The sequence below is a fragment of the Flavihumibacter cheonanensis genome (assembly GCF_022352215.1).
Classification (GTDB): Bacteria; Bacteroidota; Bacteroidia; order Chitinophagales; family Chitinophagaceae; genus Flavihumibacter; species Flavihumibacter cheonanensis.
This window is the reverse complement of the sequence record NZ_JAKRWF010000005.1, coordinates 170,630-193,384: the sequence shown is the minus strand read 5'-3', so window position 1 is coordinate 193,384 and position 22,755 is coordinate 170,630. Positions and strand designations below refer to the sequence as shown.

Here is a 22,755-nt window from a genome sequence, read left to right as displayed (position 1 = left end):
TATATATAATTAAATGTACAATAATCCAGACAAAAAAAGGGAGCACCGGGTTGGATGCTCCACTAAAAAAAATATTCAACAACGGTTTTTAGCTATTAATGGCCGCGATACCCGGCAATACTTTTCCTTCAAAGTATTCAAGCATCGCACCTCCACCGGTTGAAACATAACTTACTTTTTCTGTATAACCGAACTGGTTAACCGCAGCCACCGAATCGCCACCGCCTACCAGTGAAAATGCTCCCTTCTCAGTAGCTTCTGCCACCGCATCCGCGATAGCTTTGGTACCGGCTTGGAATTTTTCCATTTCAAACACTCCCATCGGACCGTTCCAGAGAATGGTTTTGGAAGCAAGTATCACCTTGGCGAACTCCTGGCGGGCATCCGGACCAATATCAAGTCCCATCCAGCCATCCGGGATCTGATCACTTGGTACAGTTTGGGTATTGGCATTGGCATCAAACTTATCCGCTGCGATAGAATCTGAAGGAAGGTGAATATTCACGCCTTTCTTTTTTGCTGTTTCCAGCAAGGCGGCAGCCATTTCCAGGCGATCTTCTTCGCACAATGAATTCCCAATGGATCCACCCGTTGCCTTTTTAAAGGTATAGGCCATACCGCCCCCAATTATAATATCGGTTGCGCGTTCCAGTAAGTTTTCAATAATGAGAATCTTATCAGAAACTTTGGCGCCACCAATGATAGCGGTGAACGGCTTTTCTGAATTGTGCAGTACTTTTTCGGCACTCTTTACTTCTCCTTCCATTACGAGACCGAAGAAACGTTTGTCTTTCGGAAAAAATTCTGCGATAATCGCTGTAGAGGCATGCGCTCGGTGAGCAGTTCCAAATGCATCATTCACATATACATCACCGAGACGGGCCAGCTTTTCCGCAAACCCTTTATCTCCTTTCTCTTCTTCCTTATAAAAGCGAAGATTCTCCAGTAACAAAACCTGTCCGGCTGTAAGAGTTGCTGCTTTCTGAACTGCTTCATCTCCGATGCAATCAGACGCGAAATCTACCTGAACATCTAATGCCTTTGATAAATGGGCAACAATATGGCGGAGCGAGTATTTATCAGTTGGACCGTCTTTGGGTCTGCCAAGGTGACTCATCAGAATAACACTACCACCATCACTGAGAATTTTTTTGATAGTTGGGATAGCAGCCCTGATTCGGGTATCATCAGTGATTTCAAAGCTGGCATTCAGGGGAACATTAAAGTCGACCCGAATGAGTGCTTTCTCTCCCGCAAAGGAATGTTGACTAAATTGACTCATAGAAAATTGCTTGCGATAAAAAAGGAAAAGCGGGCAGAACCCGCTTTTAAGATTATTTGGAAATAAGTCCGGCGAAATATTTCACTGTGCGAACCAGCTGGCTCACATAGCTCATTTCATTATCATACCAGCTAACGGTTTTAACCAGTTGCTGATCACCAACCGAAATTACTTTTGTTTGAGTTGCATCAAAGATGGACCCGAAAGTAGAACCGATGATATCAGTACTAACGATTTCATCTTCTGTATAACCGAAGCTTTCATTGCTGGCAGCTTTCATCACGCCGTTTACTTCTTCCAGGGTAACTTTTTTGGAAAGCACACAGGTAAGTTCAGTAACAGAACCCGTGATGGTTGGAACGCGCTGCGCACCACCGTCCAGTTTACCTTTCAATTCAGGCAATACCAGTCCGATTGCTTTTGCAGCACCGGTGCTGTTCGGAACGATATTAGCTGCAGCAGCTCTTGCACGACGTAAATCACCTTTTGCGTGAGGCGCATCCAGGGTATTCTGATCGTTCGTGTAAGCATGAATGGTAGTCATGCTACCGATGGTGATTCCAAAAGCATCATTCAACGCCTTGGCCATTGGAGCCAGACAGTTGGTGGTGCAGGAAGCGCATGAAATAATTTCTTCTGAACCATCCAGGATTGAATGGTTCACATTGAACACAATTGTTTTCAGGTCGCCTGTAGCGGGAGCTGAAATCACAACGCGCTTTGCACCTGCTTTCAGGTGTGCGGCAGCTTTATCTTTATCAGTGAAGAAACCGGTACTTTCAATCACTACATCTACACCGTGAGAACCCCAGGGAATTTGTGAAGGGTCTTTCTGTGCATATATTTTAACCTCATCGCCATTTACGATGATGGCATCCTGTGTAGCTTTAACGTCTGCATCGAAGCGGCCTTGTGCGCTGTCGTATTTCAGCAGGTGAGCCAAAACAGCCGGAGAAGTAAGGTCATTGATCGCAACTACGTCAATACCTTCCATGTTATAGATCTGGCGGTATACCAGTCGTCCAATTCTTCCGAATCCGTTGATGGCAACTTTTACAGTGCTCATAATTGGTTTAGTTTGTGTTTTACTTTTAATGAATGAGGCGCTAAGTTACTATATCAGGATAGGCGAGAAAAATTTTCAAATTTTTTTTGGTAGATATATCGCGCTCCCTATCTTTGCACTCCCAAAAGGGAAATGCCGCGTTGGTCAATCGGTTAAGACGCATCCCTTTCACGGATGAATGACGGGTTCGATTCCCGTACGCGGTACAAAAAAGAGCTGAAATTTCAGCTCTTTTTTCATTTATAAAAGTTCCTGTTTTCTATTTCTTTGCCCGGAGGTATTGATTCGGCCATTCAATTTCTTCTCCTAATGCTGCGGCCGCCTTCAGAGGGAAATAGGGATCTCTCAAAAACTCCCTGGCCATCAGCACAATATCAGCTTTCTCTTCCAGTATCAGTTCATTTGCCTGTTGTGCGGATGTAATCAGCCCAACTGCCCCTGTCAGTATTCCGGTTTTTTTGGCGGCAGTTGCAAACCGCACCTGGTAGCCTGGTTCGAGGGGAATTTTAACACCACTGCTATTTCCCCCGGTGGAACAATCCAGCAGATCCACCCCCCTGTTTTTCAGGATCTCAGCCAGGTGAACAGTATCGATTTCTGTCCATCCACCCTCCACCCAATCGGTTGCGGATACCCTTACAAACAAAGGCAGTTCTTCCGGCCATACCGACCTTACCTTTTCCACTACTTCCAGCAGAAGCCGAATCCGGTTTTCAAAACTGCCTCCATACTGATCTGTACGTTTATTGGATAGCGGTGAAAAAAATTCATGCAGGAGATATCCATGGGCCGCATGGATCTCCACAATTTTGAAACCAGCTGCAAGTGCTCTTTTGGCTGCGGCAGCAAACTGTTCAGTGAGCTCGTGGATTTCAGACTGGGTTAATTCATGCGGCACGCGGTCGGAAGGATAAAAGGGTATGGCTGAAGGAGCGATAGTTTCCCATCCGCCTTCAGCAATAGCTAACTGTTTACCACCTTGCCAGGGCAGATCGCAGGAAGCTTTACGACCGGCATGTGCGAGCTGAATGCCGGCAATCGAGCCTTGCTGGTGAATAAAGTTGACAATGTTTTTTAGAGGGGCAATCTGTTCATCTTTCCACAGCCCGAGACAGCCCGGAGTGATGCGCCCTTCCGGGGTAACGCCGGTTGCTTCTACGATGATCAATCCGGCTCCACCTACCGCCCTGCTACCCAAGTGTACCATATGCCAGTTATTTGCAAAGCCATCGGTTGCGGAATACTGACACATAGGTGAAACAGCTATCCGGTTCGGGATTGTTAAGGATCGAAGAGTAAGAGGAGAAAATAATCCAGGCATATGAAGTATTGTTAAAGTAATATAACTCGATTACCCGGAAATAGTTGCATTAAAAAAAGCCGGTAGAAACCGGCTCTTGAAAAACAATACTACACATGTTGCAGAGTTTTTGCGTAATGCAATAATTTTTGTTTGAGGTCTTCCGGCCTAAACGGTTTAGGTATAAAATCATTAAAGCCTTTGTCAATCAGATCTGCCTGCATATGATCATATACAGCTGCTGTAAAGGCTATAATCGGAATATCTTTATCTGTCTTTCGGATATAGGCTACCACACCGGCCCCATCCAGTTCCGGCATTTCAAGGTCTACCAAAAGCAGATCTGGTTTTTTCTCGGAATATGCGCGAACAGCTTCCAGTCCGTTTACCGACTCAATAATCGTAGCATTCCATTTTGACAGGAAACGTTTCACCACCATCATGTTGATCGGATTGTCTTCTGCTACCAGGATGCTGACACCGGTGAGGTCTTCCATCCGAACTTCTTTTACTTCTTCAATATAACTCTGGCGTTCTGTTTCGAGCGGAAGTGTTACTGTGAAACTGAAGGTACTTCCCTTGCCAGGCTCACTTTCTACAGTGAGATCACCTCCCATTTTCTGAACGATATAATGACTAATGGCCAATCCCAAACCTGAACCACCGTATTTGCGGGTGGTTTCCAGGTCAGCCTGGTAAAACTTATCAAAGATCCGGTGCTGTTTCTCTTTCGAAATACCAATACCCGTATCCTGCACACAGAACCGAAGCGTAACATTATTGCTTCTTCTCATCAGAATTTTCACATTCATGCTAACGGTCCCTTTATCCGTGAACTTGATTGCATTGGACAGCAAATTGTTCAACACCTGTTGAAGTCTCAATTCATCACCAATAATATCGATACCCAAAACAGATGATATGTCCGATTGAAACATCAAATTTTTCTGGCGAACCGGGTTTTCAAAAACAGTTACTACTTTTTCAAGGAAGGCACTCAGGTTAAAGGGTTCTTTATTGAGCTCCATTTTATCGGCTTCCAGTTTGCTGTAATCCAGGATATCGTTAACCAGTGTAAGCATATGTTCGGATGAATGCTTGAGTACATCCAGCATCTGACGTTGACTGTTCAAGTGATACTCCTGGTGCAGCAGGTTGGTGGTACCAATAATTGCATTCAGTGGGGTTCTGAGTTCATGGCTCATATTACTCAGGAAGCGCGATTTCACCCTGGCAGCACGTTCTGCACGCTCTTTTGCTTTCAGTGTTTCAACCTCAGCTATTTTCACTTCGGTAATATCGAGGATACTCATTTTGGCATACTTGCATTTCTGATGCTCAAACACCACAATATTCACATAGGCAAAAATGGGCCGGCCTTCAGCATCCGAAAACTCCATATTTCCAAACCAGGGCGAATGTGCAGTAAACGATTCTTTACTAAATGCATTCAACCGTTTGGCAGATTCTTCTCCCAGGATGGATTCAACCGCAGTGAGTGTAATTCCATCTTTAGACCGGATGGAAAATAATTCCAGCGCACGTTTGTTACAATCTGAAATCAATTGAGTATCCAGATCAATAATAAATATGGCATCCAGGGAGGTATTAAAAATCGTATCGCCAAGATTCTTCTCACCGAGAATATCTTCTTCCTTTTTATTCAGGGCTTTCAGGATGGAAAAAGCAACCAATCCGGTCAGCAGCAATGAAAGGGTAAGATTAATCCGGAGATTGTAGATGTAATGTGATTGCTGTACCAGGTTACCGCTACCATTATTAGGTGAAATAATAAATGCTATACCGAAGAAGGTAAGTGTAGCGATTTCTGCAATGATGAGATCCTTGCTGATTTTGGTATCAATCAGAAAGATCATGGCAAAGATCACCGGGAAATAATAGAGGTATACACCCGATTTAATACCTACGAAATAACTTACTACCAGCACACCAGCATTAAAACTGATGATCACTACCCATTTTGCCAGTTCCTGGCGATTGTATAATCTAAGGAAGTAAGAGAAAAACAACATGGAACATACCATCAGGCAGGCAAAAGCTGCCATATATTCTTTCATGATCGTGCAAAGGATCATATTGAGTCCCGCAACGATAATTCCCACTTCAGTAAGTGTCTTTAAAGGGGAAGCAGGAAGGTTCTCCTGCCGGTGGTAGAGATCTTCCGCTAATTTTTCCCAATATCTCGTTACACCAGATAATATGTTGGTACGATTCATCGTTTTCTGTTTGGTAGTCGGAGTTTTTATCTGCCTATCAAACGTACCGAGTAATTAAAAAATTGTACCCTATGCAAGCCATTTCGGACACTGTGTTCCAACTCAGTAGCCAGTTTGACAGCATGCTTTTGCTAGAAATGCATGATAATGACCTGGCCGCTATTTCAGACATCTTTCTAACCTCCCACCAACAATTGTCAGAAGAAACGGCACGATATGCCTGGCTGGCAGAAAACGGAGAAATCACAGAGCTAAAGCGTAGAGTACACCTCGTAAAACCACTATGGGGGTATTGTGGTTTGTCCGAATTCCAGACACGTTTTCAGGAAATGGAAAATTTTTTCAGCTCAAATCCATCAATAAATGATTCGCTCATACGACTGGAGGCTGAAAATCCGTTTATACTGGAAGGACTGGAACTGATCAAACAGGAAGCCAATAAAATTCAGGAATTTTTAAAACAATAATGGTCATGAAGTATACAGCTGTTATCGTAGAAGATCTTTCCGTTGCCGCAGACGTATTGCAGAAATACTGCATTAAAAGTGGAAAAGTCAATGTGGTAGGAAGTTTCAAATCAACCGAAGAGGCGATTCCCTACCTCACTGAAAATTCTGTAGATCTTATTTTCCTGGATATTGAAATGCCCGGTGCCAATGGTTTCAGCCTGCTGGACCAGATGCAGTACCAGCCACAGGTAATTCTGACTACTTCCAAAACCGAATATGCCTTTGATGCATTCGAATACAGTGTAACTGATTTCCTTCGTAAGCCGTTCAGCTACCAGCGTTTTGTACAGGCATTGGAAAAACTCAAGCCGCTGAATGAGAAAAAAGAGGATACAGAAGAAATGTCGCACGTGTTTATTAAGAGCGATGGTAAACTCATCCGTCTGAATAACGATGATATTCTATATATAGAGAGTATGGGCGACTATGTAAAGTTTATCACGAATGATAAAAAGATCATCAGTCATAATACGATCAAGGCGCTGACGGAAAAAATCAATCCGGATGTGTTCTGTAAAGTGCATCGTTCCTATATCATCAATATGAATAAAATTTCAGATATCAGGGACAACACACTCTATATTGCCAATGCCAAAATCCCGGTGAGCAAGGCAAACAGGAGTACTGTAATGAGCAGAATCAAAATCGTATAAAATCAATTTATCGAAGCTATTTTTCCATTAATCGACAAAAGACTGGTACTGATCGAATCAATTTCTGAAAGCAATAAAGAGAGCGGATCTTTGATCTTGTAAGTAACCAGTTTAGTCCACAAAAGTTTTAGCCCCGCAAGTCCAGCGGGGCTTTTGCATGGAGGAAAGGACAAGGTGAGAAAGGAAGAGGGAGACGGGAAACTGGAGACGGCGTTTAAACGCGGTACAACCAGGCTTTTAGTTCATTGCCGATGGTGGGGGCTTCGACGAGGAAACCATCATGACCATAGGCAGAATCGATTTCGATGTATTGGGCATGCGGCAGATGGCTGGCAATTTTTACTTGTTCAGCAACCGGACAAAGCAAATCACTTGAAACGCCCATCACCAGTGTTGGTTGTTGAACAGATTGCAGTGTTTCTTCAAGACTTGCATTTCGCCCTCTTGCGATGTTGTGACTATCGAGTGCTTTGGTGAGCAACCAGTAGGCTTGCGCATTAAAGCGGTTCACCAGCTTCTCCCCCTGGTAGCGCATATAGGAAGCTGCTTTAAAATCATCCGACTTTTCAGGATCCGCTTCCTGTTGCTGTTTGATCATGGCATCGTAATTCCGGTAGGTCAGCATGCCGATCGCTCTTGCAGCTTTAAGTCCATTTCGACCGGCCTGATCACTGGCATCTTTCCATGTAGGATCTGCCTCAATGGCCATTCGTTGCGCTTCATGAATGGCAATTCCCCAGGCGCTTTCTGCTGCCGAGGTGGCAATCAGGAAAAGTTGACGGACCACTGCAGGTTCCAGCAGTGCCCATTCCAGCACCTGGTACCCACCCATGCTGCCACCCATCAACAGGTGAATCTCCGATAGGTCGAGATGCTGTCGCAACAGGATATGCGCTTTCACGATATCCCGGATGGTAAGCCTTGGGAAGTCCATATAATAGGGATTTCCGGTAGCCGGGTTCTCAGAAAGGGGTCCAGAGCTGCCATAACAGGAACCAATAATATTCGCGCAAACAATGAAATATTCTTCAGGATTGATGGCTGCTCCGGAGCCAATCAGTCCGGGCCACCAGGCTTCCGCATCCGCATTGGCAGTTAATGCATGACAAACCCAAACCACATTTGATTTTGACGGGTTCAAAGTGCCATAGGTGTGATACACAATTTCCAGCCTTTCCAGAACAGCCCCGGATTCCAGGGTAAAGGGCCGGGGCGATACAAAACGATGCTGCATAACTGCAAAGTAAACGCTCCCTCCGTTACCTTTGTAAGAATTGATAAAAAAATCCGCGTAACATGATTAAAATAGATGTGATCAGAACATCGGGCGATTATGGCTTTGAAGCAACAGATGCGAATGGACATACCGTAAAGATCGATACGAGTCCGGAAACCGGAGGAAACAACTTTGGTGTTCGTCCCATGCAGTTATTGCTGATGGGATTGGGAGGTTGCAGTGGCATCGATGTAGTAAGCATCCTGAAGAAACAGCGCCAGGAGATCACGCATTTTGACATGCATATTGAAGCAGAAAGAGAAACCGGGAAGGAACCGGCGCTCTGGAAAAAAGCAACCATCATATTTACGCTGGGTGGTACTATCGATGAGGACAAAGCCAAACGTGCAGCCCAGTTATCCATGGATAAATATTGTTCAGTTGCAGAAACCCTGCGTCGTGGTGGCTGTGAGATCAGTTACGAGGTAAGAATCAAAGCCTAAGCAAGAAGTACATGAAACACCCGATATCAAAACTCATTCGTACACAGATAGAACGCACGAATGAGATGGAACATTCACAGCCCATGTATCTGACCAGCAGTTTCTGTTTTGACAATGCAGAAGATATGCGGGCAGCTTTTGCGGATGAAACGGAAGACAATATTTACAGTCGTTTCAGCAATCCGAATGTGCAGGAATTTGTAGACAGGATGTGCACGCTGGAAGGAACAGAAGCAGGATTTGCTACAGCCTCCGGAATGAGTGCCATTTTTGCCAGCTTTATGAGTTTTCTAAAACAGGGAGATCATCTACTCTCCTGCCGCAGCATTTTTGGAAGCACGCATACGGTCATCACCAAATACCTTCCTAAATATGGCATTGAGCACAGTTATGTAGATGCCAGTGATATCGGAAGTTGGGAAGCGTCGATCAAGCCCAATACAAAGATGATCTACCTTGAAACTCCGACGAATCCTGCATTGGAAATTATTGACCTCGAAGCAGTGCGAACCCTGGCTGACAAATATGGATTGCTGGTAAATGTAGACAACTGTTTTGCTACACCGGTGAATCAGCAGCCGGCAGCCTGGGGCGCCGACCTGGTGATCCATTCTGCTACGAAGTGGCTGGATGGACAAGGACGGGTATTAGGAGGCGTTGTGCTGGGAAAAAAGGAATTAATCAAAGAAGTGTACCTGTTTTGCAGAAGTACCGGTCCTTCTTTATCGCCCTTCAATGCATGGATACTCAGCAAGAGCCTGGAAACCTTGGAAGTGAGAATGGATCGTCATGCTTCCAATGCGTTGTACCTGGCAGAACAATTATCAGGACATCCGAAATTATCCTGGGTTAAATATCCATTTTTGCCCAACCATCCGCAATATGCAATTGCTCAAAAGCAGATGCAAAATGGTGGTGGCATAGTCTGCTTTGAATTAAATGGCGGCGTGGAAGCTGGCAGGAAGTTCCTGAATAACCTGAAAATGTTATCACTGTCTGCAAACCTGGGAGATACCCGATCCATTGCGTCTCATCCTGCAAGCACCACACATGGTAAACTGACAGAAGCAGAAAGAATGGCTGTAGGTATCAGTCCGGGTTTGATTCGGATTTCAGTTGGCCTGGAAAACAAACAGGATATCCTGGAAGACATCCTGCAGGCATTGGAGCTTAGCTAAGCCCTACTTCCCAGTGGCGTTCGGGGATTTCAACATCGAGAAACCCTTTGTTCAGTAGACGTTGTTTGAACTGTTGCTGTACATCGTATTCTCCATGCACCAGGAATAGTTTTTTAACTGCCTTATAATCCTGGCAACCCAGCCATTGACTAAGATCTTCGTAATCGCCATGGGCACTCATGCTGCGTACAGAACCGATTTCAGCATGCACTTCATGTTCCACGCCAAAAATAGAGACTTCCTTTCTTCCAGAAAGGAGTCGTGCTCCCAATGAGCTTGGTTCACAATATCCAACCATTAGAATCGCATTGCGACTGTTTTCGACATTGTTACTGATATGGTGCTTCACTCTTCCTGCATCCGCCATGCCACTAGCGCTGATAATGACGCAGGGTTCATTCCGGAAGTTGAGCAGCTTGGATTCATCCACCGTTTTAACGTATTTGAGACCATTAAAATGGAAAGGATCATTGTCTGATTGCAGCAGGCGTTGAATGGTTTTATTAAAATATTGAGGATAGCGTTTAATCATCTCTGTTGCCTCAATACTAAGCGGACTATCTACAAAATAGTCCAGTTCAGGCAATCTTCTTTCTACTTCGAGCTGGTTGAGGGAATACAGAATTTCCTGTGTTCTGCCAACACTAAAGGCTGGGATGATCAGTTTCCCCTTGCGTTGCACACAAACTTTTTCAATCCATTCCAGCAAGTGGTCGGGAGTGGTAACCTGGAGGTCGTGCAGGCTATTTCCATAGGTAGATTCAAGAATGATATAATCTGCTTGCGGAAAAACTTCCGGGGAGCGCAGAATGATATCGCGGTAGCGTCCAACATCTCCGCTAAAAGTTAGCTGTTCTGTTTTTCCATTTTCGGTTATGCGTAAGTGAACGGCGGCGCTTCCAATAATATGGCCCACATCGGTAAAGAGTAACTCCACTCCTTCTTCAATTTCAAACCAGTTTCCATAATCGACTTCATGAAACATCCCGTTTACAGCATGTGCATCTTCCCTGGTATATAAGGGTTTCAGGTATGGCTGACCTGCAGCTGCTCTTTTTTTGTTGATGTATTTTACATCATCTTCCTGGATTTCTGCAGAGTCTTCCAATAAAATTCCAGCTAGTGCACGAGTGGCGGGAGTGCAATAAATTTTCCCCTGGAAACCGTCGCTTACGAGTTTAGGAAGGAGTCCGCTATGATCTATATGTGCATGGGAAAGAATTACGAGATTCACTTCTGAAGGATCGAAACCCCAGTGCCGGTTCAGGGAGTCCGTTTCTTTGCCCATTCCCTGGAACATTCCACAGTCCAGCAAAATTTTACGACCATTCTTTAAGGTAAGCAGGTGTTTGGACCCCGTAACAGAACGGGCTGCACCGTGGAAAGCAATCTTCATATTTTTTTTGTTTTAAAAGACCAGGTAATATAAAATTCTGCCACCAGTTCTCCGGATTGTGTGAGTCCTTTTGAGAGTACCCGGATCATTTGTGCTTCACCGGTAGTAACTGCCAGATTTACTGCCTCAGCAATTTCTTTGCCTTGTACACAGGTGAAAATGGTTACACCGGTTGCTTTTTTATGATAAGCAGCTTCGAGACCGGTTACCAGCATGGAAACTGCTGGCTGTCGTTTCCAGGTTTGGGCCATCGCCAGCAAACCTGTACTCATTTCAGCGGCCATTGCAAGGCAGGCAAAATAGGTTGAACGAAAAGGATTTTGAGTGAACCATTTATAAGGAACTGAAACATCGCTACGTTCATCCGTTGCGGATACCACCCTAACACCGGCAAAAAAAGCACTGGGCAATTTCATAAGCATGAACAACCGAAACCGGAAGGAACTATTCACTAGTTGCAGAAAAGCATTCGATTCATGCATGTGGCAGATGGATTGTAACTAAATATACCAAATCCGGGGGAAATAAAAATGCCGCGTCTTAAGACGCGGCAGACCAACAACACAACCGGACCATATTACTGAACGATAAAAGGACCAACAATGGCCAATACCTGTTCTTTGGTCAGGCCTTCATCAAAAGCCTCCGTAGCAGCCGAGGCTGAGATCATTGCACCATTGATGTTAACTATGTTGATTCCAGCTTGTGTAGTCATCTCTTCTCCATCATAACTAGCTTGCACAACCGAACCTATACCGGATTCTTTTCCCGTGATCCATGGCTTCACATCTCCAAACCCATTTGCTTTGCGCATGGTCCGGATATGTGCGGCATGGCGGGCTTCTACTGAATGAATATTAAGTGCTGCAGTGAGCAAGTCGCCGCCGCCTGTTATTTCTGCAGCTCTTCCTTTGTAAGCGCGCACCCCTGTATCTTCAAAGGTTTGGGCAACTGCCAGGAAGGTTGCATAATCAGTGAAAACATTGGCAAAAGTTCCTCCGGCAGTGAAATCAAAAGTAGGTTTAGCAACAGGAGTTCCTCCAGAAGCAGTGATCGCAGTTTTCAAAAATTCCACATGTGCTGCTTCATGATCACCGATTGTTTTGATTGCTGCAGCCGGGGCACCAGCAGGCACGAGGGCTGTTCCTTTTGCAATACCCATCGCATAGAATTCTGCTTCCAGGTATTCCAGCGTTAATGCATAATTCAATACATCCAGTACCACATTTTGGGAGGGACCTGATTGTGCATAGGCTTTTTTGAATATGGATCCGATAAAAAAAGGCAACGCTGCCAGGCCAATTTTCGCACCGATTCCTGCAAAAGATTTCATGGCAGTACGGCGATCACTCAGTCTTTCCGGCATTTCCGGATCCACTTTTTTAATTTCATTTATGATGTGTTGGAATTCCATAACATTCTTTTTTTGTGGTGTTAACGGGGAAGATTAGACGCGTTGATTTTTGTTTTGATAAAACCGGCAGCAACAGCCAGTACATCTGCGGGCATACGGCTGGTATCCAAGCCATTCATATCAACAACTGTATTGTCGGCGAAACTTCCATTGCTGATCAGGTCTCTGATATACGCTGCATGCCGGGCTTCCACGGAAACAATCTTTCCGGCGAGAGTGAGATAATCTGGGGTAACAATCAATTTGCCGGCACCATTGTATGCGGAAACCCCTAAGTCTTCAAATGCTTTAGCCGTAGCCAGCACACTGGCTCTGCTGCTGAAATCAACGGCACTGAAATCGAATTCCAGATTGGAGATAGCTGCTCCTGCCAGCGCGGATTTGAAGAACTCCCGATGCGCGATTTCATGATCGCGGATATCGGTGAGCAAGGCATTTTCGGATGCTGAAATTCCGTTATAGGGAGACTGCGCAACTCTTGTATAAAACGCGGCTTCGAGTTGTTCGAGCGCATAGGCGTAGTTGAGGATACCTACATCCCCGTTGCCAAGGTCTACCCCATTATTCATCATGTTGTCATCATCATTCTTGCTACAGGAAGAAGCAAGCACCATCATGCCGGTAGCTGCTCCTGCCATACCAAGAAAGGCGCGCCTTGACAAGGCCTCAGAAGATTTTTGGATCATACATTTCGATTTTCTGGTTAAAGGATATACCATTTACGAGAAACCGAAATGTATGGATTGGCTGAAGTTTAAATTATTTGATTGCGTAGTAAATCATCAAACGTATCGCGCCGGCGGATAAGTCTTGATTCTCCATCCAACACCATCACTTCCGCAGGTTTCAGGCGGCTGTTAAAGTTGGAAGACATCTCAAAACCGTAGGCGCCTGCGTTATAGAAAACCAGGAAATCACCTTCACGTACTTCATTCAGGGTGCGATCCCAGGCAAAGGTGTCGGTTTCACAGATATTTCCCACAACCGTATAAATCCGATCACTGCCATTGGGATTTGAAATATTACGGATTCTGTGATAGGCGTCGTAGAACATGGGGCGGATTAAGTGATTGAAGCCACTATTTACGCCCACAAAAACAGTTGCGGTAGTTTGTTTAATAACATTGGCTTTTACAATGAAATAGCCACTTTCACTCACGAGAAATTTTCCGGGCTCAAACCAAACCTGCAGGTCTTTTCCGGTTTCCTGCTGGTAAGCAGTAAATGCCTCCGCCACTTTTTCACCCAGCAAATCAATATCGGTTTGAACGTCTCCATCCTGGTAAGGCACTTTGAAACCACTTCCCAGATCAATAAATTTCAAATCAGGGAAATGCGTAGCGAGTTCAAACATCACTTCAAGTCCCTGGAGAAATACATTTACATCCTTAATATCACTACCGGTATGCATGTGAATACCTTCAATATTAAGACCGGTTGTTTTTACCACACGTTCAATATGGCGGAGTTGGTGAATTGAAATACCAAACTTACTGTCGATATGTCCGGTTGAAATTTTATAATTCCCTCCACCCATGATATGCGGATTAAACCGGATGCAGATGGGGTAGGAACCTTTGTATTTGGAACCGAACTGTTCGAGAATAGAGATATTATCAATATTGATATTAACCCCGAGTTTTTTGCCTTCATCTACTTCGGCAAAATCAACACAGTTGGGGGTGAATAGAATTCTATCGGGAGTAAAACCAGCTTTAAGGCCGAGTTGTACTTCGTGAATACTTACGCAATCGAGGGATGCTCCAAGAGATTCAATGTATTTGAGTACATTGATATTGCTGAGTGCTTTACAGGCATAAAAAAAGCGTGCGTTCACCTTTTTAAAGGCAGACTGCAATTTGTTGTACTGCTCACTAATTTGATTGGCATTGTACACGTACAGAGGCGTACCATATTCCTGTGCTAACTGCACCAGCGTTTCATCCGATAAATAAGACATAACTAGATTGCTTGCAAATTTGGCGAATATACAGCAGTTCTGTCTTATTTGCGAAGGGATGGTCGCTTATTGTTCAGGATCTTCTTCCGGAGAACTTTCTTCCTGCTGGTTGTCTTCTTCCTGCTGGTCATCGGCTTCAAGCAACTCACCGGTTTCGCTAACCAGCCAAACACGGTTGGTATCTGCGTCTTCGATGGTTTCAACCAGTGTGTCGGTAATGGCTTCATCATCTCCATTGGCAACATGAACCTGTCCACCAGTTAGCAGTGTTGGTTCCACTACCTGATCTGCTAAAACTTCTTTAATACGGGGCAGGTCTTCCGGACCATTTAATCCGAAATAATCCATAAAGGAGCGGGAAGTTGTATAAACCAGCGGTTTGCCTGGCATATCCTCATTACGGCCACTGATAACGATCAATTCTTTCTCCAGTAATTTCTGGATGGAGTAATCAGCACTAACACCGCGGATCGCTTCAATTTCCCCTTTGGTGATAGGTTGCTTGTAGGCAATAATTGCAAGGGTTTCCATAGCTGCCGGACTCAGGCGCTTCAGGAATTTATCACCATTCAGCTGGGCAACGGTTTTGTGGTATTCCTTCTTGGTAAGGAATTGCCAGCCACCACCGCTGAAACGGAGTTCAAATGGGTAAAACTCTGACTGGTATTTTTCAACGATACCCTCAATGCCAGCTTCAATCTGATCAAGTGTCAATTTATCTTCCATAAAGCCAAAAGCCTGGTTGATAAGATCGGTCAGTTCGATAGCACCCAATGGTTTTTCACTTGCGAAAATGAGGGCTTCAATATGAGGGATGATATTTCCGATTTCCATGGTTTCAACATTTTAATTTCCAATACACACGATCCTATGCTAAGGCAGCAATGAACATGCCGCAAGCTTCTCAAAAATGCTAAAAACAGGAAATGGAGTTATACACAATGTGGAAAAGCCCCTGAAATTAGCCCTGGAGCGCAGCAGCTCCACTCACGATCTCGGTCAGTTCGGTAGTGATGGCTGCCTGGCGGGCGCGGTTGTAGCTGATCTTGAGACTGCGAAGCAGTTCATTTGCGTTTTCAGATGCCTTATCCATGGCCGTCATACGTGCTCCGTGCTCAGATGCATTGGCATCCAGTACTGCCTTGTACAACTGGGTATTCAGAATTTTAGGCATTAGTTCAGCAATCAGTTCTTCTTTATTGGGCTCAAAAATGAAATCACTCTTTTTTGCATTCGCTGCTGCCGTAACCTTTGGAATTGGGAGGAAACGCTCCACCACAAAACGCTGGGTAGCGGCATTCTTGAACTCACTATATACAATTTCAACTACATCAAACTCTTTGTTCTCAAAAGCCTTAACAGCAGCCTGGGCACAGGCCTGAACTGTTTCGAAACGGAGATCAAGGAAAATATCTTTATAAGTAGCGTCGGTTTTGTAGTTGGCTTTCAGCATCGCCTCATAGCCTTTCTTACCAATGTTCCAGATCTTCACATTTCCCTGGGCCTGCTGGGCACTGTAACGCTCAGCAATAACCGCTTTGGCAGCTTTAATGATATTGGCATTGTAGGCACCTGCCAGTCCGCGATCACTGGTAATTACAATCAGCAGCACTTTTTCCACCGGACGCTCGGTTGCCAGAGCCCCCCCTACTTCACCTTCAGAATTGCTGACGATATTGGACAGCATTTCCTGCAATTTGGTAGCGTAGGGACGCATCTGAAGAATCGCATCCTGCGCACGGCGCAATTTGGCGGCACTAACCATTTTCATGGCTTTGGTGATCTGCTGAGTGCTCTGAACGGATTTGATCCGGTTGCGTACTTCTTTTAATGCTCCTGACATAGTAGGGTGATTTTCCTCAATTTGGCCGCAAAGGTAAAAGAAAACAGGTAATTTCAATAAATCCCGCATGGAAAATGTGGCTCTTCCAATTCCGGTTGGCTTGCCGTACCTTTGCCAGCCTGACAATTTGACTAAACAGGAAGTGTAGCACTGAAATTGACAGAGGTAATTACGCGCAGAAACGAAATCTTTTAAGACAATACCCAAAACGATGTTAGGTTTTATTCAGAAACTATTTGGCGGAAGCAAATCGGAGAAAGACGTTAAAAGCATCCAGCCATTAGTGGCTAAGGCGAATGAATATTTTGCTGCTTATCAATCACTTAGCAACGATCAGTTAAGAGCCAAGACCAGGGAATTCAAGGATCGGATCCAACAACATGTAAGCTCCATAAACCAAGAAATTGCACAACTGAACGCCCAGGCGGAAGCTCTCCCCTTCAGTGATTTCTCCGGTAAGGACGCAATTTACCAGGAGGTGGACAAACTCAAGAAGAAGAAAAACGAGCAGCTTGAAGAAGTGCTGAAAGAGATCGCTCCGGAGGCATTTGCTGTAGTAAAAGAAACCAGCCGCCGCTTCAAGGAAAATCCGGTTATGATCTCCAGTGCCACTGACCTGGACAGGCAACTGGCAGTTAAAAAAGAACACATAAAAATCGAAGGCGATCAATCCCATTTCAGCAATAGCTGGACAGCAGGCGGCAATACCGTAACCTGGAACATGGTGCATTACGATGTGCAGTTGATTGGTGGATTTGTGCTGCATTCCGGAAAAATTGCGGAGATGGCAACCGGTGAAGGTAAAACCCTGGTATCTACCCTGCCCGCCTATCTGAATGCACTGGCGGGCGAAGGAGTTCATATTGTAACGGTGAATGATTACCTGGCGCGCCGCGACTCTGAATGGAATGGCCCCATATTCGAATGGCTTGGATTGACTGTGGATTGCATCGACAAGCACCAGCCCAACAGTGAAGAGCGCAGAAGAGCCTATATGGCGGATATAACCTATGGCACCAACAATGAATTTGGCTTTGATTACCTGCGTGATAATATGGTGCACAGCCCGGATGAAATGGTACAACGTAAACACCATTTTGCCATGGTGGATGAGGTGGACTCCGTATTGATTGACGATGCGCGGACGCCTTTGATTATCTCCGGACCTGTACCCCGCGGTGAAGACCAGCAATACCATATTTTAAAACCACGTGTTCTGCAATTGGTAGAAGCACAGAAGCAGGTGGTGAATAAATTCCTGATTGAAGCCAGAAAAAAGATTGCAGAAGGAAACGATGACCCGAAAGATGGCGGTCTTGCTCTGATGCGCGCCTATCGTGGTTTACCAAAGACCAGTGCTCTTATCAAATTCCTGAGTGAGCCCGGTGTAAAAGTAAAATTACAGAAATCGGAAAACTATTACCTGGCAGATCAGTCGAAAGAGATGCCAAAGGTAGATGCCGAATTGTATTTCTATATTGATGAAAAAAACAACTCCGTTGATCTGACTGAAAAAGGTATTCAGATGATTACCCGTTCCGGGGAAGATCCTGATTTCTTTGTGCTGCCAGACATCAGCTCCAAACTTGGAGAAATTGAAGCAGACGCAACTGCCAGTGCAGAAGATAAACTGCAGCAAAAAGAAGCACTGTTAAACGAATACACACTCAAAGCGGATCGCATTCATACCATCCAGCAATTACTGAAAGCTTACACTCTATTTGACAAGGATGTAGAGTATGTGGTAATTGAAGGACAGGTAAAGATTGTGGATGAGCAGACAGGTCGTATCATGGAAGGTCGTCGTTATTCAGATGGCTTACACCAGGCGATTGAAGCGAAGGAAAATGTGAAGATTGAAGCAGCGACACAAACCTATGCTACCATTACGTTACAGAACTATTTCAGGATGTACCACAAGCTGGCGGGTATGACGGGTACGGCTGAAACAGAGGCAGCTGAATTGTGGGATATCTATAAACTGGATGTAGTAACTATTCCCACCAACCTGCCTATTTCAAGAAAGGATCAGCAGGACCTGGTGTACAAAACAAGAAAAGAAAAATTCACTGCAGTAATTGAAGAAATTGAGCAGCTCCGCAATGCCGGCAGACCCGTACTGGTAGGTACCACTTCAGTTGAAGTAAGTGAATTGTTAAGCCGGATGTTGCAGGGTAAAAAGATTCCTCACAACGTATTGAACGCAAAGCAGCACGCAAGGGAAGCCCAGGTGGTAGCCGAAGCTGGTTTGGCAGGCGCGGTAACTATTGCCACCAACATGGCGGGACGTGGTACAGATATCAAACTGGGACCAGGTGTAAAAGAAGCAGGCGGATTAGCAATTATTGGTACAGAGAGACATGAAAGTCGCCGGGTAGACCGCCAGTTACGCGGACGTGCAGGTCGCCAGGGAGACCCAGGTACTTCTCAGTTCTATGTATCCATGGAAGATGACCTGATGCGTATGTTTGGATCCGACCGAATTGCTTCCCTTATGGACCGGATGGGATACAAAGAAGGGGAAGTGATCCAGCACAGCATGATAACCAGGAGCATTGAAAGAGCGCAGAAGAAAGTGGAGGAAAACAACTTTGGTATCCGTAAGCGTTTGCTTGAATATGATGACGTCATGAACAAGCAGCGGAATGTTGTTTATAAGAAACGTAATCACGCCCTGTTTGGAGAGCGCCTGGCACTTGATCTGGACAATGCATTTTATGGAGTGGCAGAAGGCCTGGTAACTTCTTTCAAAGAGCAGGATGACTTTGAAGGATTCAAACTGGGTGCTATTATGAATTTTGGGCTAGACACACAGATTACAGCAGCGGAATTCAAATCTGGCAATGCACAGCAACTGGCAGATCGTTTGTACCAGGAAGCAACCGCAAGATACCAGCAGAAAATGCAGGCTATTGGTCAGCAGGCAGTGCCGGTATTCCAGAATATCCGCAGCACACAGGGAAGTCATATTGAAAATGTGGTAGTACCGTTTACGGATGGACGTAAAGGCATCAACGTGTTAAGTAATATGCAGAAGACACTTGATACCAACGGCCGGGAATTAACCAATGCATTGGAAAGAACCATCACGCTGGCACTCATTGATGACTCCTGGAAAGAGCATCTTCGTGCTATGGATGATCTGAAGCAAAGTGTACAGACTGCTTATCTGGAGCAGAAAGATCCGTTGGTGATTTATAAAATGGAAGCCTTTGATCTTTTCCGCAAGATGGATGGTGAAGTGAATCGTGAAATCGTTTCTTTCCTGGCCCATTGCGGAATTCCGATGGAACAACAGCAACCTGCAGAAATCATCAAAGAAGGTCGCGAAGAAAAGACCGATATGAGCAAACTGCAATCCAACAAGGAAGATGTTGATGCAAGGGGTGATGATTATGCAGCCAATCAGAATGATTATTATGACCCAAGCGGAACTCCAACCGTACGCGAACCCATCCGGGTTGGACCCAAGGTAGGACGCAATGATCCTTGTCCTTGTGGAAGCGGCAAGAAGTATAAAAACTGTCACGGAGCGTAATCAAACGATTGAGCAAATTATAAAAAGGTGTCCTGCGGGCACCTTTTCTTTTTTAACTTAGGACTGAATCTGACAAAACCAACCGGCATGAAAAAGTTTCTTTCGACCCTTTGTATTTGCGTTGTTCTTTCCTGTGGCAGCAGTAACCAGAAAGCCTCTTTGCAGTGGGTACAGTTGTTTAATGGCAAAGACCTGAGCGACTGGAAAGTGAAAATAAAGGACCATGACCTCCATGATAATTTCGGGAATACCTTTCGGGTAGAGAATGGTGTATTGAAGGTTTCCTATGATCAATATGATGGATTCAAAGAAAAGTATGGTCATATTTTTCATAAGAACAAATACAGTCATTACCTGCTGGGGGTGGAGTATCGTTTTGTAGGTGAGCAGGTGAAGGAAGGGCCGGGTTGGGCGATAAGGAACAGTGGCGCTATGTTACATTGCCAGGCCCCGGAAACCATGAAAAAAGAACAGGATTTTCCGATATCCCTGGAAGCGCAATTCCTGGGAGGAAATGGCAAAGACCCCAGAACTACCGGCAATCTGTGTACACCGGGTACGAATGTTTTCTTGAATGACAAATTATTTACTCCGCATTGTGTTAATTCCACTTCCAAAACCTATCATGGCGACCAGTGGGTACGTGCAGAAATGCTGGTATTGGGTGATTCCATCATTAAACATATTATTCAGGGAGATACCGTATTGACCTATACACGTCCTCAATACGATGGTCGTGATCCATGGGTGAAAGGCATGGGGCTACAAGATGGAGGACTGATTGGTGAGGGTTATATCTCCCTGCAATCAGAAAGCCATCCGATTGAGTACAGAAAAGTGGAGATAGTGGATTTGAGTGCATTCAAAGATAATGCGGCAAAACTGCAAGCGGCATTACAAAATATCCCTGCTACCAAAAAGGAAAAATAGAACGTGCGTCACTAAGTTCGGCCCTTAATTGTTTGAGGGCCCGACTGATATGTTTTTCTACTGTCTTTACCGAAATTCCCATTTTTTGGGAAACCTCTTTGTAAGGGTATTGTTCCAGTTTGTTAAGAATAAATGCTGTCCGGCACTTCTCTGGAAGATCTGCCAGCGACTTCCCCAATCGGTTGTTTAATTCATTAAACTCAACCAGCTTTTCAGTATTTTCTGAAGCCTGAAGAGAGGAGCTGGCAAGATGTTCGGAATAAACATTTTTCACCAATTGATGCCTGATAATATGGGCAGCTTTAAACTTGATGGCATTTGTCAGGTATCCCATAACATTTAAATCATCTGGCAATTCACCTCTTCTAAGATATAATGCAGTATAAATATCCTGCAAAACATCCTTTACAATTTCTTCATCATGTACGAGTTTGAAACAGTAATTGCTCAACTGTTGAAAGCTGCGCTGGTAGAATTGTTCAAAAGCAGCAGGATCGTTCGCTTTGATACGCGACCACAAATGATCTTTAATATGTCCTACAGGGTAAGAGATGATCTTCGTTTTGAACAAAACTAGGCGGTCCGTATTAACTAAATATGAATTCAGTTGATTTGTGAAAAAACAGATGGGGGTATTTTTTGATTGGCGGCATATTCATGCAAAAGCCCCCTAATGCTGCGAAGCAGGTTATTGTATTTATTGGAAAAATTTCAATCTGATCGTCTGACAGAGCCGGAGTCCATTGAGTTGGAAACATGGTTTCAGCAGGTTACGGACAAAAAAAATTCCTTACAGGGGGAATTGCCCGAAGAAAAGATAAAAACACTTGAGGCAAGTGTATGGATCGGTGTACAGCATGCTATTCAGTCAGCGGAGTTAAAAGTAAAACACGCGCAACGTACAAAAAACATATTCAGGTGGGCTGTTGCAGCCATACTAATTGTATCAGTAAGCAGTTTGGGTATATACCTGAACAAACCTGCTAACTCCTCAGGGCAAACAGTAATTGCAGGCACCAGTAAAACCCGTATATCCAATACCGGTAGTGACACAATGATCATTCATTTATCTGATTGTTCTACAATTAAATTAATAACGGGATCCACAATTGAATACCAGAACACATTCGGAATAAAAGATCGGCAGATCAGTTTGGTTGGCAAGGCTTTTTTCTCCGTGCAAAAGGGTCTTCCACTTGCTTTTCGTGTTCAAACTGGTTTCATTTCAACAACAGCGCTTGGGACCAGTTTTACCATTGACACCCGCAACCAGCAGTCTACATTTATAAAATTACATACCGGAAAAGTACAGGTGGAATATGTAAGAAACGGCACTAATCAACGCCCTGTATATATGAAACCAGGTGATAGTTTACAAATCAGTAAATCAACTGGTAATTCTGAATTATACGTTGCTAAAAAAAGGTCGATACCTGCTATAAAAGCAGCTCCACCTGCGAAACCGGATTTAATAAACAGATCAGGCTTCAGCAAAGTATTTAATCAATCCTCCTTGCCAAGAGTATTACGGGAATTGGAAGCCGGATATGGAATTACCATCCAGTACGATTCCGACGAATTAAGTGATTTTTATTTTTCGGGAAAAATACATGAGAAAGACCAGCTAAAGGATATCATAAGGCGCCTGGAATTATTGTATTCGCTTCAAATCAAAGTCAGCAACAACGGCCTGGAAGTACAAAAAAAGTAAAACATCTAAATATTCAGTA

The 22,755-nt window shown here is 44.5% G+C and carries 20 protein-coding genes and 1 tRNA gene; 8 read left to right on the top strand and 13 right to left on the bottom strand.

The features are described from left to right. Nucleotides 1-88: 88 nt before the first annotated feature. A complete protein-coding gene (locus MD536_RS19795; protein ID WP_239603323.1) occupies nt 89-1,282 on the bottom strand; it encodes a phosphoglycerate kinase in 1,194 nt (397 codons plus the stop codon). 52 nt (nt 1,283-1,334) lie between these two features. Continuing rightward, nucleotides 1,335-2,348 carry a type I glyceraldehyde-3-phosphate dehydrogenase gene (gene gap, locus MD536_RS19790; protein ID WP_239603321.1) on the bottom strand — a complete coding sequence of 338 codons (1,014 nt, stop codon included), beginning with the start codon at nt 2,346-2,348 and terminating at the stop codon, nt 1,335-1,337. Nucleotides 2,349-2,482: 134 nt separating this feature from the next. Between gap and MD536_RS19785 the strand changes: the two genes are divergently transcribed. Next, nucleotides 2,483-2,554, top strand: a tRNA-Glu gene (locus MD536_RS19785). Nucleotides 2,555-2,607: 53 nt separating this feature from the next. Here MD536_RS19785 and MD536_RS19780 read toward each other — a convergent pair. Together MD536_RS19780 and MD536_RS19775 are read right to left on the bottom strand one after the other, a co-directional pair. Further along, nucleotides 2,608-3,669 carry an NADH:flavin oxidoreductase/NADH oxidase gene (locus MD536_RS19780; protein WP_239603312.1) on the bottom strand — a complete coding sequence of 354 codons (1,062 nt, stop codon included), beginning with the start codon at nt 3,667-3,669 and terminating at the stop codon, nt 2,608-2,610. An 89-nt stretch (nt 3,670-3,758) separates the two neighbouring features. Then, nucleotides 3,759-5,885, bottom strand: coding sequence for a PAS domain-containing hybrid sensor histidine kinase/response regulator (locus MD536_RS19775; protein ID WP_239603309.1), 2,127 nt, complete (start codon nt 5,883-5,885; stop codon nt 3,759-3,761). Between the two features lie 71 nt (nt 5,886-5,956). On the opposite strand from MD536_RS19775, the gene MD536_RS19770 reads away from it, so the two are divergent. Both MD536_RS19770 and MD536_RS19765 read left to right on the top strand, forming a co-directional pair. Continuing rightward, entirely contained in the window at nt 5,957-6,352 is a 396-nt protein-coding gene (locus MD536_RS19770; protein WP_239603306.1) for a hypothetical protein, read from the top strand. 5 nt (nt 6,353-6,357) lie between these two features. Then, nucleotides 6,358-7,047 carry a LytR/AlgR family response regulator transcription factor gene (locus tag MD536_RS19765; protein WP_239603304.1) on the top strand — a complete coding sequence of 230 codons (690 nt, stop codon included), beginning with the start codon at nt 6,358-6,360 and terminating at the stop codon, nt 7,045-7,047. 214 nt (nt 7,048-7,261) lie between these two features. Here the strand turns inward: MD536_RS19765 and metX are convergent, their stop codons facing one another. Further along, nucleotides 7,262-8,281 (bottom strand): homoserine O-acetyltransferase MetX, encoded by a 1,020-nt coding sequence (metX, locus tag MD536_RS19760; RefSeq protein WP_239603302.1) that lies wholly within the window; start codon nt 8,279-8,281, stop codon nt 7,262-7,264. A 62-nt stretch (nt 8,282-8,343) separates the two neighbouring features. On the opposite strand from metX, the gene MD536_RS19755 reads away from it, so the two are divergent. Together MD536_RS19755 and metZ are read left to right on the top strand one after the other, a co-directional pair. Beyond that, complete coding sequence (locus tag MD536_RS19755) at nt 8,344-8,766, top strand: OsmC family protein (RefSeq protein ID WP_239603300.1); 423 nt, start codon at nt 8,344-8,346, stop codon at nt 8,764-8,766. 11 nt (nt 8,767-8,777) lie between these two features. Continuing rightward, nucleotides 8,778-9,944 (top strand): O-succinylhomoserine sulfhydrylase, encoded by a 1,167-nt coding sequence (metZ, locus tag MD536_RS19750; RefSeq protein WP_239603299.1) that lies wholly within the window; start codon nt 8,778-8,780, stop codon nt 9,942-9,944. Here the strand turns inward: metZ and MD536_RS19745 are convergent. The 7 genes from MD536_RS19745 to atpG form a co-directional block, all read right to left on the bottom strand. Beyond that, nucleotides 9,937-11,340, bottom strand: coding sequence for an MBL fold metallo-hydrolase (locus tag MD536_RS19745; RefSeq protein WP_239603297.1), 1,404 nt, complete (start codon nt 11,338-11,340; stop codon nt 9,937-9,939). The genes metZ and MD536_RS19745 overlap by 8 nt on opposite strands. Beyond that, nucleotides 11,337-11,822, bottom strand: coding sequence for a DUF4442 domain-containing protein (locus tag MD536_RS19740; protein WP_239603295.1), 486 nt, complete (start codon nt 11,820-11,822; stop codon nt 11,337-11,339). The genes MD536_RS19745 and MD536_RS19740 overlap by 4 nt, the downstream gene beginning before the upstream one ends. 95 nt (nt 11,823-11,917) lie before the next feature. Beyond that, complete coding sequence (locus tag MD536_RS19735; protein ID WP_239603294.1) at nt 11,918-12,754, bottom strand: ferritin-like domain-containing protein; 837 nt, start codon at nt 12,752-12,754, stop codon at nt 11,918-11,920. A gap of 20 nt (nt 12,755-12,774) precedes the next feature. Continuing rightward, the gene (locus MD536_RS19730; RefSeq protein ID WP_239603292.1) at nt 12,775-13,440 is read right to left on the bottom strand and encodes a ferritin-like domain-containing protein; all 666 of its coding nucleotides are present in this window, start codon (nt 13,438-13,440) and stop codon (nt 12,775-12,777) included. A 68-nt stretch (nt 13,441-13,508) separates the two neighbouring features. Next, a complete protein-coding gene (gene lysA, locus MD536_RS19725; protein WP_239603290.1) occupies nt 13,509-14,714 on the bottom strand; it encodes a diaminopimelate decarboxylase in 1,206 nt (401 codons plus the stop codon). A 66-nt stretch (nt 14,715-14,780) separates the two neighbouring features. Beyond that, nucleotides 14,781-15,548: an SMC-Scp complex subunit ScpB gene (gene scpB / locus MD536_RS19720; protein ID WP_239603288.1), complete on the bottom strand. Its 768-nt coding sequence runs from the start codon at nt 15,546-15,548 to the stop codon at nt 14,781-14,783. 127 nt (nt 15,549-15,675) lie between these two features. Continuing rightward, nucleotides 15,676-16,557: an ATP synthase F1 subunit gamma gene (atpG, locus tag MD536_RS19715; protein ID WP_239603286.1), complete on the bottom strand. Its 882-nt coding sequence runs from the start codon at nt 16,555-16,557 to the stop codon at nt 15,676-15,678. 211 nt (nt 16,558-16,768) lie between these two features. On the opposite strand from atpG, the gene secA reads away from it, so the two are divergent. Both secA and MD536_RS19705 read left to right on the top strand, forming a co-directional pair. Next, nucleotides 16,769-20,095: a preprotein translocase subunit SecA gene (gene secA, locus MD536_RS19710; RefSeq protein ID WP_239603284.1), complete on the top strand. Its 3,327-nt coding sequence runs from the start codon at nt 16,769-16,771 to the stop codon at nt 20,093-20,095. A gap of 87 nt (nt 20,096-20,182) precedes the next feature. Continuing rightward, entirely contained in the window at nt 20,183-21,025 is an 843-nt protein-coding gene (locus MD536_RS19705) for a 3-keto-disaccharide hydrolase (protein WP_239603282.1), read from the top strand. Here MD536_RS19705 and MD536_RS19700 read toward each other — a convergent pair. After that, nucleotides 21,006-21,596, bottom strand: coding sequence for an RNA polymerase sigma-70 factor (locus tag MD536_RS19700; RefSeq protein ID WP_239603280.1), 591 nt, complete (start codon nt 21,594-21,596; stop codon nt 21,006-21,008). The two genes, MD536_RS19705 and MD536_RS19700, sit on opposite strands and share 20 nt — an antisense overlap. A gap of 102 nt (nt 21,597-21,698) precedes the next feature. On the opposite strand from MD536_RS19700, the gene MD536_RS19695 reads away from it, so the two are divergent. Further along, nucleotides 21,699-22,736, top strand: a complete 1,038-nt coding sequence (locus MD536_RS19695; protein WP_239603279.1) for a FecR family protein — start codon at nt 21,699-21,701, stop codon at nt 22,734-22,736. The last annotated feature ends 19 nt before the right edge of the window (nt 22,737-22,755 follow it).